Genomic DNA, 13197 nt, shown 5'->3' on the forward strand with positions numbered 1-13197 from the left:
CCCCGATCCACCCCCCTTCCGCGCCCCCTCCGCCCCGTGGCCCCGTTGACCGTGACCGACCCTTCCCCCCCGTCCCCGGTGCCGGCCCGGATCCTGGTGGTGGGTGGCGGTGGCCGCGAGAACGCCCTGGGCTGGGCCCTGGCGCGCTGCCCCGGGGTGGAGCAGGTGCTGGTGGCCCCCGGCAACGGCGGCACCACCGCCCTGGCGGGCTGCGGCCAGCTGGCCATCGCCGAGAGCGACCATGGCGCCCTGGCGGCGGCCTGCCGCGCCCACGCCATCGACCTGGTGGTGGTGGGCCCGGAAGCGCCCCTGGCCGCCGGCCTGGCGGACCGGCTGCGGTCGGAGGGGCTGGCGGTCTTCGGCCCCGGTGCCGACGGGGCTTTGCTGGAGGCCAGCAAGCGCTGGGCCAAGGATCTGATGCAGGAAGCGGGCGTGCCCACGGCCGGCTACTGGGCGGCGACGGATCGCCAGCAGGCCCTGGAGGCCCTCGAACGCCATGGCCGTCCCCTGGTGGTGAAGGCCGATGGCCTGGCCGCCGGCAAGGGCGTGACGGTGGCCGACAGCCTTGAGCAGTGCCGGGAGGCCATCGAGGAGGTGTTCGCCGGCCGCTTCCAGAGCGCCGCCCCCGGGGAAGCCGCCGCCCCCTCCCTGGTGCTGGAGGAGCGCCTGCACGGACCGGAGGTGTCGGTGTTCGCCCTCACCGACGGCCGCTCCATGGTGCTGCTGCCCCCGGCCCAGGACCACAAGCGCATCGGCGAGGGGGACACCGGTCCCAACACCGGCGGCATGGGGGCCTACGCCCCCGCCCGACTGCTGGATGCGGCGGGCATGGAGCAGGTGCGCCAGCGGGTGCTAGAGCCGATCCTGGCGGCCCTGCGGGCCCGGGGCATCGACTACCGCGGCGTGATCTTCGCCGGCCTGATGCTCACCGAGGCCGGCCTGCGGGTGATCGAGTTCAACTGCCGCTTCGGGGATCCGGAGTGCGAGACCCTGATGCCCCTGCTCGGTCCGGAACTGGCCCAGGTGTTGCTGGCCTGCGCCACCGGCCGCCTCGAGCAGGCCCCCCCGCTGACGATCGAACCGCGCTGCAGCGCCTGCGTGATCGCCGCCGCCGCGGGCTATCCCGGCGAAGTGCGTCGCGGTGATCCGATCGACGGCGACCTGGGGGACGCCCCTGACCTGCAGCTGTTCCATGCCGGCAGCCGCCGCAGCGAGGCGGGCCCCGTGGTCACGGCGGGCGGCCGGGTGCTGGCGGTGGTGGCCCAGGCCGACGACTTCGACACCGCCTTCGAGCGGGCCTACGACGGTCTGGGACGGGTGGGATTCGAGGGCATGGTCTACCGCCGCGACATCGGCCACCAGGTGCGGACGCGACGCCCGGCTCTGCCATGACCCCGTCCGCATCCGGCCCCACCCTGGGCGGCACCGAGGCTGCCGGCTCCTTCAGCCTCTGGCGGGCGCGCCTGCAGCGCTGGTGGGCCGAGTTCAGCCTCCAGACCAAGCTGCTGGCGGTCGCCACCCTCGTGGTGAGCCTGCTGATGACGGGCATCACCTTCCTGGCCCTGAATGGCATCCAGCGCGATGCCCGGATGAGCGACACCCGCTTCGCCCGGGATCTCGGTCTGCTGCTGTCGGCCAACGTCACCCCCCTGGTGGCGGAGGGCAACGACCGCGAACTGGCTTCGGTGGCCGAACGCTTCTGGCAGTCGAGCCGCAGTCTCCGTTACATCTTCTTCGCCGATTCGGACGGGGTGATCTACCTCGGCATCCCGATGGGCGGCAGCACCGGCATGGGGGAGCGGGTGCTCAGCCGCCGCCTGGAGCTGCCGGCCGACATCCAGCGCCGCCCCGACAACCCCCTGATCCGCCAGCACCTCACCCCGGACGGCCAGGTCACCGACGTGTTCGTGCCGATGGTGAGCGACGGCCGCTATCTCGGGGTGGTGGCCCTGGGCATCAACCCCAACGAGACACTCCTGGCCAGCGCTGCCCTCACCCGGGAGGTGACGGTGGCGGTGTTCATCTCCATCTGGGTGCTGGTGATCCTGGGTTCGGTGTTCAATGCCCTCACCATCACCCAGCCGGTGAAGGAGCTGCTGCGGGGGGTGCGATCGATCGCCGGGGGCAACTTCGAGACCCGCATCGCCCTGCCGGTGGGGGGTGAGCTGGGGGAGCTGCTCAACGGGTTCAACACGATGGCCTCCCAGCTCGAGGTCTACAAGGCCGCCAACATCGAGGAGCTCACCGCCGCCCAGGTGAAGCAGCAGTCCCTGATCGCCACCATGGCCGACGGCGCCGTGCTGCTCGATGCCGAGGGCCGGATCGTGCTGGCCAACCCCACCGCCCGCCGTCTGTTCCGCTGGGAGGGCCGCAACCTGGAGGGCAGCGACCTGGAAGCCGAGCTGCCGGACCGGCTGGCGATGGAGCTGCACGTTCCCCTCGCCAGCCTGATCAGCAGCGAGCGGGACACCACCGAGGTGCGCTGCAGCTTCGGGGACCCCCCCCGCACCCTGCGCATCGTGCTCCAGTCGGTGCGGGATGCCAGCGGCGAAACCCTCAAGGGCATCGCCATGACGATTCAGGACCTCACCCGGGAGGTGGAGCTGAACGCCGCCCAGAGCCGCTTCATCAGCAACGTGTCCCACGAGCTGCGCACCCCCCTGTGCAACATCAAGAGCTATGTGGAGACGCTCCATGACATGGGCGACCTGCTCAGCGCCGAGCAGCAGAAGGAGTTCCTGAGCATCGCCAATGCCGAGACCGACCGGCTCTCCCGCCTGGTCACCGACGTGCTCGACCTGTCCCGGCTGGAGTCCGACCGGGTCTGGCAGCTGGAGCCCATGGACCTGGCGCCGGCGATCGAGCAGACCCTGCGCACCTACCGGCTCAACGCCGAGGAGAAGGGGGTGATGCTGCTCTTCAGCGGGGATCAGCACCTGCCCCGGGTGCGGGGCAACTGGGATCTGCTGCTGCAGGTGTTCGACAACCTGGTGGGCAACGCCCTCAAGTTCACCCGCAGCGGCGGCCAGCTGCTGCTGCGCGCCTATCCCTGGCCCGACCACTGCCCGCTGGATCCCGCCGGCGGACCGGAGGCCCATCCCTCCTGCACCCTCACCTCGCGGCTGCCGCGGTTGCGGGTGGAGATCGCCGACACCGGCTGCGGCATCTCCGAGGCCGACCAGGCGCGGATCTTCGAGCGCTTCTTCCGGGTCGAGAACGCCGTGCATACCGAGGCCGGCACCGGGCTGGGACTCTCGATCGTGCGGGGCATCCTCGAGAAGCACGGCAGCCAGGCCCGGATGGCCAGCGAGCCCGGCGTGGGCACCACCTTCTGGTTCGACCTGCCCCTGGAGGAGGCCGACGGTGATGAACTCCGGGTCCAGGCGGAGCGCTCGGCCTCCCTGGCCGACATCGAAGCGGACCGAAGAATCCCCGCGTAGGCTCGCGCTGGCCATTCCGGCCTCTCCCACAGAGAATGCATGTCTTCGTCCATATCGGAACCCACAAGACAGGAACCACATCCCTGCAGGCCTGTCTGAGGACCTGGGCCCGTGAGCTCGCCGACTCCGGCCTCCTGGTTCCCTCGGCCGGCACCCTCTGTGACAGCTCCGGCCATCACAATCTGGCCTTCCAGCTGGCCGGTGACAGTCGCTACGATCCCACCCTCGGAGGCTTGCAGGAACTCGTCGACGAGTTGCGTCTGGCCGACAGCTCTCCGACCCTGAGGAAAGCTGTCATCAGCAGCGAAGATTTCTGCTGTCTTGTGGAGAAGCCGGACGCGCTGCGTCGTCTGGAATCGACCCTCCGGCGGGAGGGACATACGTTGACCTGGGTGGTGTTCCTGCGCCGCGTCGACGACTATTCGGAATCCCTCTACACCACCCTCTGGGGCTGTGGGGTGCGCCCCCGCTTCGGCTACCCGGGCTTCGTTCTCTCCATCCTGGCCTGGGGAAAATATCGACAGACGCAGCGATTCGGCGGTTCCGTGCACTACTTCGATTTTGTGGTCTTTGCCCGCCGCTGGCGCCAGCTGTCGGCCTCCCGGCTGCTGCTGCGCGACTACGACCAGGCCCTGGCCAGGCAGGGTGTTCTGCCCTGTTTCCTGACCATCCTCGGTGCTCCTGAGGCCCTCATCGCCACCGCAGTCTCCGAACAGTCCCGACTCAACAGCCGGATGGAGCACGTCACACGCCGCTACCGGCGGTTCCTGAGGCCGCTGTTGATGGCCCGCTTCCAGCGCGGCAATCGGCGTGTCATCAATGGCTGAGCGACCCTCGGCATGACGCGTAGGATCGGGCTCCCGGCGCCATCTCCCGTCGATGCATCTGTTCCTCCATATTGGCGACCACAAGACGGGGAGCACATCCATCCAGGCCTTCCTCAGGCGGCGGGCGGCAGATCTTGAGGCCGTGGGCATCTACGTCCCGACAGCGGGAACCTATTCCCCGGAGTCCGGTCACCATCAGCTTGCTTTCGAGCTGCTCGAAGACAAGCGCTGGAATCCGGCCCACGGCGGACTGGAGGAGCTCGTGCAGGAGCTGCGGCGCTGTCCGCTGCCCCGGGCGGTCATCAGTTGCGAGGATCTCAGTCTGCTGGTCGTGCGGCCCGATCGATTGAGACGGCTGGAGGCAAGCCTCCTTGCGGAGGGACACACCGTGAGTTGGCTGATGTTTCTGCGTCGTGTGGACGATTATCTGGAGTCGTTGTACTGCGAGCTGAGGCGATCCGGGCTGCGGGCCCGCCTGGGCTATCCCGGTTTCGCCCTCCCTTTTCTTCTGTGGGGAAGGCGTTATTCCAAGTTCTGCGATCAACGTGCCTTTGTTCGCAGGTGGCGAGGCCTTTCGAATTCGCCGCTGCAGCTCCTCGACTATGACCGGGCAGTCGGAGCGGAAGGGTTGCTGCCCCGCTTCCTGCAGGCGATCGGAGCCCCGCCGTCCCTGGTCGAGGCCAACCATGCCGCACCGGTCCTGAACCAGCGCCGTGAACAGATCACGCGCCACTTCAGAAGCGTGCTGGGGCCCCTGCTGATGGCCCGCTTCCACCGCTCCAACCAGCGGGCGCTGCACAGCTGAAGATAGGGGGGCTGATGCGGCGGCTCAGCTCTCCCCGTCCATGCTGCGCATGATCCGGCCCAGATCGGCCCGTTCGTCGGTGGTGATGCGATGGGGCACCCCACTGATGATGCGCTCGAAGTTGGCGAAGGAATCCTTGATTTCCGGCCCGTTGCCGGTGATCACGAATTCCCGGATGCCCTTGTCGTGCCAGGAACCGCGCATCTTGAACACGTTCAGAGCCCGGGCCATTTCGCCGCGGATTTCCACATACTGCAGCAGCAGAATGGTGTCGGTGATGGTGGAGATGTGGGAATCGGTGATCGAATGGCTTCCCATGAATTCTTCGGACGTATTGGTGAAGAATCCAGCGATCTCCTCCTGTTTGGCATAGCCCGTCACCCCGATCACAAACTGCCGGAAGGCGTTGTGGCTGACACCCCGAGCCAGGGCGGAGAGGGAATCGATCGCCATCCGGGACGGCTTGAACTGGCTGATCTCGGTCTTGATGATCTGCAGGTGATCCTCGAGGCCCGTGGATTCCGGATAGGCGCAGATGATCTTGAGCAGGCCGTCCTGCTCCATCTGCTCGAAATCAATGCCCCAGCTGGTGGCGTTGCGCAGCAGCTGGGAGCGGGATTCCTCGTAGGCGAACAGGATCGCCCGCTCCTTGCTGCGGCAGGCATCCTCCACGAACTTGCTGACCAGCAGGGTCTTGCCGGTGCCGGTGGCGCCGGTCGCCAGGATGATGGAGTCCTTGAAGAAGCCACCCCCGCACATCTCATCGAGCCGGGGCACGCCGGAGCTGAGGCGCACGTTGGAGGAACGTTGGGTGAGGCGCATCGCCCCCAGCGGGAAGACACTGATGCCGTGGCTGCCCATGGTGAAGGGGAATTCCCCCTTCATGTGGGTGGTGCCGCGCAGCTTGAGCACCTCCACCGTGCGCCGCCGCCGCTCCCCCTCCAGCACGTTGCGCAGGATCACCACGTTGTCGGAGACGAATTCCTCGACGCCGTAGCGGGCGATGGCCCCATACTCATCGACCCGTTCGGTGGTCATCACCGTGGTGACACCGATCTCCTTGAGCCTGGCGATCAACCGGAAGATCTCGCGCCGCACCACGGAGATGGCGTCGTACTGCTGGAAGACGGCGGTGATGGAGTCGATCGCCACGCGCCGCGCCTTGTATTTGCGGATCGCATAGTGAATCCTCTCGATCAGGCCGGAGAGATCGAAGCTGCCGGAAACCTCCTGGCCATCGGGATCCGGGGAGGCATCGAGAACGAACAGCTTGTTCTGCTCGACCATCTCCTGCAGATTCCAGCCGAAGCTGGAGGCGTTGCGCAGGATGTCGAGGGGGGATTCCTCGAAAGTGACGAAAATGCCGTGTTCGTTGAACTGACGGATGCCGTTGCAGAGAAAATTCAGGGAGAAGACGGTCTTGCCGGTTCCTGATGTCCCGCTGATCAGGGTCGATCGGCCGATCGGCAGCCCGCCATGGCAGATGTCATCGAAACCTTCGATCCCCGTCGGAAGTTTCTGCATCTGCATCCGATTGGCAGCGGCGGCGTGGTCGTTGGGATCCTGCATCGAAGAGATGGAAGAGGGGCGTGGGGTCGGAAGGGAATCGGGGTCGAGCCTGGGAGCGCAGGCGGGGAGGGTGGCAGCGGGCCTGAGTCGGGCCCCGATCGGGGCTCAGGAGGATTCCGGCGTCGAGGGCACACCGCCGGCTTCGAGATCGTCGACGTCGAGCTGGAAATCCTCGGTGAGCTCTTCGTAGAGGAGATCGAGGCCGATCAGCACCCGCTCCCGGTCGGAGAGATCGCCGATGATCCGGCGCACCGGTGGGGGAAGAATCTTGGCCAGGGTCGGGGTGGCCAGGATCTTGTCCTCTTCCGCCAGCTGGGGATTCTTGAGCACGTCGATCACCTTCAGGGCATAGACGCCTCGGAACTCCGACTCGAGGATGTCGCGCAGTGTCTTGAGGGCCCGCATCGAATTGGGCGTGTTGCCGGCCACGTAGAGCTTGAGGATGTAGGTCTTGCGGAAGGTCATGGCTGGGGCTCAGGTGGTGGGGCTGGAGGATTCGGCGGCGGCGGGCACGATCGGCAGGTCGGGAGGGATGGAGCGTCGATACATTTCGCAGAGGTGCGCCATGACATCGAGCAGGGCCAGACGGTAGTCCTGGAGGAAATCGTTCTTCTGTCCCTTGAGCATCAGCAGTTTGCGAAACTCCTCAATCAGATTCACGTGGATCTCGACCATCTTGGTGATCGGCAGATCGGCGAAGAAGGCCGTGTTCACGAAGCTTTCAATCGCCTGATTGGCTGCGGCGGGGTTCTTGAAGTAGCTGATCAGCAGGTCCCGGTAGGTGCGCCGCAGGGAGTCCAGCAGCTCGTTCCGTTCCCCGTCCTCCAGGTTGCGCAGGAAGCGGGAGGGATCCCGCTTGTAATAGACCCCCAGGTACCCGAGCCGTCCGTTGAGCCGATTCGGCAGTTTCCAGCCGTCGTGCGTCGCCGCCTTGACTTCGCTGTCGGCCGGCAGGGTGTTGCTGCGCAGGAACCGGGAGACGGCCGCGTCCAGGCTGTAGCTCAGTTGCTCCAGCTGGTCGGGGGGCAGGCGGACCTCCGCCTCGTGGAACTTCACCTCGCCGTCCACCGGGCCGATCAGCACGGCCGGCAGCTCCAGGCCCTGGTCGTGCAGGCTGCCGAAGAAGCTGCCATCGACGGCGCCCTCCTCCAGCAGGATGCCGTCGAAGTCCTCGCGGCGCTGCTCCAGCTGCTCCAGGGGTCCGGCGGCGGGGTCCACCGGCACCAGCTGGTAGCGACCGCCCCTGAGCCACTGGCCGCAGGCCTCGGCCAGGGCCGGGGTCTGGATGAGAGAGAGGATGTTGAGAACCGGCTGGGGCATCGACCGCTGCGGCGGGGAGCTCCCCTGACCGGGCTGATTCTTGACGGAAGGGAGGCCCGGACGGGAGGATCTTAGTTCTGTCTTTCGATTCCGTGCGCCCAGGCCCAATGGTGGCTTCCAGCCGCCAGCCTGGCCACGCCCCCTGAGCGATGACCCAAGCCCCCCAGAAGGAACCCCTGAGCGCGCCCGCTGCCGGTGCCCAGGGCGACGCCACCGGCGCCTACGCCATCGTCGAGGCGTCCGGCCAGCAGTTCTGGCTCCAGCCGGATCGCTACGTCGATCTCGACCGCCTCAACGCCGAAGTCGACAGCACCGTGACCTTGGAGAACGTGCTCCTGGTCAAGGACGCCTCCGGCACCACCCTCGGCCAGCCCTACGTGGCTGGAGCCACGGTGGAGCTCAAGGTGATGGCCCATCGCCGCGGCCAGAAGATCATCGTCTACAAGATGCGTCCCAAGAAGAAGACCCGCCGCAAGAACGGCCACCGCCAGGAACTCACCCGGGTGATGGTCCAGTCGATCAAGGTCGGCGGCAAGTCGATCGTCTGATCGGGCCCCAGCCTCTTCCTCCCCCTCCCGTTCACCCGTCTCCCCGTTCCCATGGCCCACAAGAAAGGCACAGGCTCCACCCGCAACGGCCGCGACTCCAACTCGAAGCGCCTCGGCGTCAAGCGCTATGGCGGTGAGACCGTCAGCGCCGGCTCGATCCTGATCCGCCAGCGCGGCACCTCGGTGATCCCGGGCGTCAATGTCGGCCGCGGTTCCGACGACACCCTGTTCGCCCTGGTGGACGGCGTCGTCAGCTTCGAATCCATCAAGCGCGGCCTGCGCAACCGCAAGCGCATCAACATCGCCGTCGGCGCCTAGGCCCCCGGCAGGGGGGCGTCCGCCAGTTCGGCGCCGTCCCCCGGCACCTCCAGATAGCGCCGGAGCCAGCCCACCAGCAGGTAGAAGGGCAGGGTGTCGGCCAGGGCCGCCACCAGCTTGAACACGTAGCCGCTGGCGATGAACACGCCCAGCTGGGGGAGCACCGGCTCGTCCGGCCGGATTGGCAGCACGTGGGCGGCGTAGTGGCTGATCAGCACCACCGCCGAGGTGTCCACCACCTGGCTGATCAGGGTGGAGCCGTTGTTCCGCAGCCACAGGGCCTTGCCGTTGCTGAAGCGCTTCCAGAAATGGAACAGGCGCACGTCGGTGAACTGGGCGGCCATGTAGGCGGCCATCGAGGCCCCCACGGCGCCGAAGGCCAGCCGGCGCACCTCGAAGAACACCGGCACCCCCTCGGCGTGGGTGTCGGCCGGCAGGCCCACCACCCCACCGAATCCGTCCAGGCCCGGCAGGATGCCACCGAGCCAGAGCACCAGGACGATCCAGCCGTTGAGCATCAGACCCACCCACACCACCTGGGAGGCGCGCCGTTCGCCCCAGATCTCGCTGATCAGGTCGGTGCACAGGAACGTGACGGGGTACGGCAGGGCCCCCACCGCCACGATGATCGGGAACGACCCGATGCTGCCCAGGTGGAGGAACCGGGTCAGCCCCAGGATGTTGAGCATGCCCATGGTCCCCAGGAAGATGCCGGCCAGCACCAGAAAGGTGACCTCGCGCCGGTCCTGCAGCGTCATCGGCGCCTGAGCATGGGAGAAGGTCCTTCCAGGCTGCCGCCATCCCCGCCGTCGCGCCACGGCTGCGGCTTCCTGGTGCTCGACAAGCCCGCCGGCCTGACCTCCCACGACGGCGTCGCCCGGGTGCGGCGGGCCTACGGCCTGCGGCGGGTGGGCCATGGCGGCACCCTCGATCCGGCGGTCACCGGGGTGCTGCCGATCGCCCTGGGCCCCGCCACCCGGTTGTTGCCCTACCTGCCCGGCGACAAGACCTACCGCGGCACCGTCCAGCTGGGCGTGCGCACCGGCACCGACGACCTCGAGGGGGAGGTGCTGGAACGCACGGCCGTACCGCCCCTCGGCCCCGAGGACCTGGAGCGGGCCCTGGGGCGCTTCCGGGGCGAGATCCTCCAGGTGCCTCCCCAGGTCTCCGCGGTGCATGTGGAGGGCCAGCGGGCCTACGCCCGGGTCCGGGCGGGGGAGCAAGTGGCGCTGGCGGCGCGGCCGGTGCGGATCCACGGCCTCGACCTGCTGGGCTGGGACGCCGAGCACGGTCGCCTGGAGCTGGAGGTGCGCTGTTCCGCCGGCACCTACGTGCGGGCCCTGGCGCGGGACCTGGGGGACGCCCTCGGCTGCGGCGGCGCCCTGGCCAGCCTGCGCCGCACCGCCGCCCTGGGCTTCGGTCTGCACCAGGCCATCACCATGGAGCGGCTGGCGAGCGGCCCCCTGCCGCCGCTGCTGGACCCCCTGGATGTGCTGGTGGACCTGCCGCGCCAGCGCCTCGATCCGGCCCAGTTGTCGCCGTGGCGCTGCGGCCGGTCCCTGCCCCGTACGGTGGAGCAGTTGCCTGAGGGGCCCGTCGCCGTGCTCACCCCGGATGGCAATCTGGCGGGCATCGCCCGGGCCGATGGCAAGGGCCTGCTCCTGCCCCGGCTGGTGTTCGACGCCGCCGGTTGACCCCCCTGCGACTTCGCGATGGCCGGCCACAGCAAATGGGCCCAGATCAAGCGCACCAAGGCGGTGGTGGACGCCCGGCGGGGGGCGCTGTTCACGCGACTGGGGCGGGAGATCACCGTGGCGGCCCGAGGCGGTGCGGATCCGGCCGGCAACTTCCAGCTGCGTACCGCCATTGAGAAGGCCAAGGTGGCCGGGCTCCCCAACGCCAACATCGAGCGGGCCGTGGCCAAGGGCAGCGGCCAGGGGGGTGGCGGCGCCGACCTGTTCGAGGCGGTGCGCTACGAGGGCTACGGACCGGGGGGCGTGGCCGTGCTGATCGAGGCCCTCACCGACAACCGCAACCGCACCGCCGCCGACCTGCGGCTGGCCTTCGGCAAGCACGGCGGCAACCTCGGCGAGACCGGCTGCGTCAGCTACCTGTTCGAGCAGCGGTCCGTGGTGCGGCTGGCCCTGCCCGGCGCCGATGAGGAGCGCCTGCTGGAGGACCTGCTGGCCCTTGAGGAGCGGGGAGGGCCGGCGGCGGCGGGCTATGAGATCGATGCCGAGGGCGTGGAAGTGTTCGGCGCCTTTGCCGACCTCGAAGCCCTTCAGGACGGGCTCCGGGACCTGCAGCTGCCGCTGGCCGGCTGGGAGCACCGCTGGATCGCCTCCCTGCCCTGCCGCCTCGAGGACGGCACGCTGCTGGCCGCCTGCCTGCGCATGCTGGATGTGCTCGAAGATCTGGATGACGTGCGCAGCGTCACCAGCAACCTGGAAGCGGATGAGGCCCTGATGGAGGCGGCCCTGCCCGGCTGAGGCGGCCGTCCCGGCCTTTGCCCCGGCAGACGTTCAGCCCATGGCCCCGGCGTCGGCGATCACCGTGAGGGCGGGATGGTGCTGCAGCCAGCTGGCGGGCAGTTCCGGCGTGGGGGGCTCCCCCAGGGCGCGGCGCAGGATCGCCGCCTTCGCCCCGCCGGTCACCACCAGCAGCACCCGGCGGGCCGCGAGGATCTCGGCCATCCCCAGGGTGATGGCCCGCTGCGGGACGGCGTTCGGATCGCCGCCGAAGGCGCCGGCGTTCTGGCGGCGGGTGGGGTCGCTGAGCGTCACGCAGCGGCAGGCCACCGCCGCGTCCGCGGGGGGTTCGTTGAAGCCCACGTGGCCGTTGAGGCCCAGGCCCAGCAGCTGCAGGCCGATGCCGCCGGCGCCGCTCACCGCCGCGCCGTAGCGACGGGCCTCGGCCTCGGGATCGCCGGCCCGCCCATCGGGGAGCCGCACCCGCTCCGGGTCCAGGCCGAGGGGCTCCACCAGCTGGCGGGCCATGGTGGCGGCGAAGGAGGCGGGATCCTGGGGCCCCAGCCCCACGTACTCATCCAGGTTGAAGCTGCTCCAGTCCGCGCGCACCCTGGTGGCCAGGGCGGGCTCCAGGCACCCCAGCCGCCGGGCCAGGGCGGCATAGACGGGCTCCATGGTGCGGCCGGTGGCCAGACCCAGGGGAAGGGTCGGCCGCAGCCGATCGGCCAGCAGCAGCGCCGCCACCCGCTCCGCCACCGCCGCCGCATCGGCCAGCACGACCGGCGCGATGGAGGCGGCGGCCGGGGCGCCGATGGCGTTGGGCCTCAAAGGGAGGAATAGGGCTGGATCCGGGCCCCCTGGTAGTAGTGCTGGAGGATCTGCCGGTAGTCCTCGCCGCGCAGGGCCAGGGCGTAGGCGCCCCACTGGCTCATGCCCACCCCGTGGCCGTAGCCCCGGCCGCTCACCAGCAGGGTCGGCGCCGCCGGCGGCCGGGGGGTCTGCCAGGGGGCCTGCACCAGGCCGGAGGCCAGGGAGCGGATCCCCTCGGCGGTGAAGACGCCCTGCAGGGACGGGAGCGGCGGCGGGAAGGGGGCGGCCCGGGGCGCCTCGAAGTCGAACCGGGCCAGGGTGCTCCGCAGGCCCAGCCGCTGGCGCAGCTCGGCGCCGGAGAGCAGCAGCGAGCCACCGGGGCCCGTCACCCGGGCCTGGCGGATGCGGCCGGAGCTGGTGGTGGAGAGCACCTCGATGCGGAAGGCTCCGTCGATCTCCCGGAAGGCCCGGGTCAGCTTGTCGGGCTCGACGCGAAGTTGCCAGACATGCACCGGGCTGGACTGGTCGTAATCGGGCACGCTCACCAGGTAGGGCAGCTGCTGGCGCCAGATCTCGCCGCTGTTCTCCGTGAGGCCGCCACTGCTGCTGTGGAAGACGGCGTTGATCAGGGAGGAGCCGTGCACCAGCACCTGGGAGCGGGTGCTGCGCACCGCTTCGCGGGTGGAGTCGGTTTCCGCCTCCACCCCCTTGTAGACCTGGCTGGCCACGGTGGCCTTGAGGTCGAAGGGCTCCGCCGGACGGCGCTGGCGCAGGGCATAGGTGCGGGCCGCCACCGCCTGGGCCCGCAGGGCCGCCAGCGGCCAGCTGGCCGGCATCTCACTGCCGACCACGCTGGGCAGGTAACTCTCGACATCGATCAGGTTGATGGCCTGCAGGCGATCGCCCTCGGCGCGCACCAGCAGCCGGCCGCGGTAGCGGCGCTGCTGCAGGGTCAGCAGGGCCTCTCCGCTGCTCCCCCGCCCCGGCGCGGGATCGATCCAGGCCTGGCCTGAGGGCAGCGCCACCCGCCGGGGCGGGCCGGCGGGCCCCTCCAGCCGGGCCTCCAGGGCCGGGCCGCTGCGCACCAGATGC

Annotated in this window: 14 protein-coding genes; 8 read left to right on the forward strand and 6 right to left on the reverse strand. The window is 69.4% G+C overall.

What is annotated here, in order from left to right:
- Nucleotides 1-45 precede the first annotated feature (45 nt).
- Genes purD through KBY81_RS14610 form a run of 4 tightly spaced genes read left to right on the forward strand, consistent with a single transcriptional unit; the run spans nt 46 to nt 5072 of the window.
- Complete coding sequence (gene purD, locus KBY81_RS14595; RefSeq protein ID WP_254976889.1) at nt 46-1392, forward strand: phosphoribosylamine--glycine ligase; 1347 nt, start codon at nt 46-48, stop codon at nt 1390-1392.
- Nucleotides 1389-3440 (forward strand): ATP-binding protein, encoded by a 2052-nt coding sequence (locus KBY81_RS14600; protein ID WP_106220335.1) that lies wholly within the window; start codon nt 1389-1391, stop codon nt 3438-3440. Before purD ends, KBY81_RS14600 begins: the two co-directional genes overlap by 4 nt.
- A gap of 35 nt (nt 3441-3475) precedes the next feature.
- A complete protein-coding gene (locus tag KBY81_RS14605; protein WP_254976885.1) occupies nt 3476-4267 on the forward strand; it encodes a hypothetical protein in 792 nt (263 codons plus the stop codon).
- Nucleotides 4268-4319: 52 nt separating this feature from the next.
- Nucleotides 4320-5072: a hypothetical protein gene (locus tag KBY81_RS14610; protein ID WP_254976886.1), complete on the forward strand. Its 753-nt coding sequence runs from the start codon at nt 4320-4322 to the stop codon at nt 5070-5072.
- 24 nt (nt 5073-5096) lie between these two features.
- Here KBY81_RS14610 and kaiC read toward each other — a convergent pair whose 3' ends face one another.
- The 3 genes from kaiC to KBY81_RS14625 all read right to left on the reverse strand — a co-directional run bounded on the left by kaiC (nt 5097) and on the right by KBY81_RS14625 (nt 7961).
- Nucleotides 5097-6641: a circadian clock protein KaiC gene (gene kaiC, locus KBY81_RS14615; RefSeq protein ID WP_106220338.1), complete on the reverse strand. Its 1545-nt coding sequence runs from the start codon at nt 6639-6641 to the stop codon at nt 5097-5099.
- 105 nt (nt 6642-6746) lie between these two features.
- A complete protein-coding gene (gene kaiB / locus KBY81_RS14620; RefSeq protein ID WP_106220339.1) occupies nt 6747-7106 on the reverse strand; it encodes a circadian clock protein KaiB in 360 nt (119 codons plus the stop codon).
- A gap of 9 nt (nt 7107-7115) precedes the next feature.
- On the reverse strand, nt 7116-7961 hold the full coding sequence (locus KBY81_RS14625; RefSeq protein WP_254976887.1) for a circadian clock protein KaiA: 846 nt from the start codon (nt 7959-7961) through the stop codon (nt 7116-7118).
- Between the two features lie 149 nt (nt 7962-8110).
- Between KBY81_RS14625 and rplU the strand changes: the two genes are divergently transcribed.
- Together rplU and rpmA are read left to right on the forward strand one after the other, a co-directional pair.
- Nucleotides 8111-8509, forward strand: coding sequence for a 50S ribosomal protein L21 (rplU, locus tag KBY81_RS14630; protein WP_106220341.1), 399 nt, complete (start codon nt 8111-8113; stop codon nt 8507-8509).
- A 51-nt stretch (nt 8510-8560) separates the two neighbouring features.
- A complete protein-coding gene (rpmA, locus tag KBY81_RS14635) occupies nt 8561-8827 on the forward strand; it encodes a 50S ribosomal protein L27 (RefSeq protein WP_106220342.1) in 267 nt (88 codons plus the stop codon).
- Here rpmA and KBY81_RS14640 read toward each other — a convergent pair.
- Nucleotides 8824-9585, reverse strand: a complete 762-nt coding sequence (locus KBY81_RS14640) for a queuosine precursor transporter (protein ID WP_106220343.1) — start codon at nt 9583-9585, stop codon at nt 8824-8826. The two genes, rpmA and KBY81_RS14640, sit on opposite strands and share 4 nt — an antisense overlap.
- Before the next feature lie 12 nt (nt 9586-9597).
- Between KBY81_RS14640 and truB the strand changes: the two genes are divergently transcribed.
- Together truB and KBY81_RS14650 are read left to right on the forward strand one after the other, a co-directional pair.
- Complete coding sequence (gene truB / locus KBY81_RS14645; RefSeq protein WP_254976888.1) at nt 9598-10521, forward strand: tRNA pseudouridine(55) synthase TruB; 924 nt, start codon at nt 9598-9600, stop codon at nt 10519-10521.
- An 18-nt stretch (nt 10522-10539) separates the two neighbouring features.
- Entirely contained in the window at nt 10540-11316 is a 777-nt protein-coding gene (locus KBY81_RS14650) for a YebC/PmpR family DNA-binding transcriptional regulator (RefSeq protein ID WP_254972914.1), read from the forward strand.
- Nucleotides 11317-11349: 33 nt separating this feature from the next.
- Here the strand turns inward: KBY81_RS14650 and KBY81_RS14655 are convergent, their stop codons facing one another.
- Together KBY81_RS14655 and KBY81_RS14660 are read right to left on the reverse strand one after the other, a co-directional pair.
- Nucleotides 11350-12123 carry a glucosamine-6-phosphate deaminase gene (locus KBY81_RS14655; RefSeq protein WP_219904039.1) on the reverse strand — a complete coding sequence of 258 codons (774 nt, stop codon included), beginning with the start codon at nt 12121-12123 and terminating at the stop codon, nt 11350-11352.
- Nucleotides 12120-13197 (reverse strand): SpoIID/LytB domain-containing protein (locus KBY81_RS14660; RefSeq protein WP_396103789.1); only part of this gene is annotated, 1078 nt, incomplete at its 5' end. The genes KBY81_RS14660 and KBY81_RS14655, both read right to left, overlap by 4 nt.

It is taken from the genome of Cyanobium sp. Lug-B (genome assembly GCF_024345635.1).
Taxonomy (GTDB): domain Bacteria; phylum Cyanobacteriota; class Cyanobacteriia; order PCC-6307; family Cyanobiaceae; genus Cyanobium; species Cyanobium minutissimum.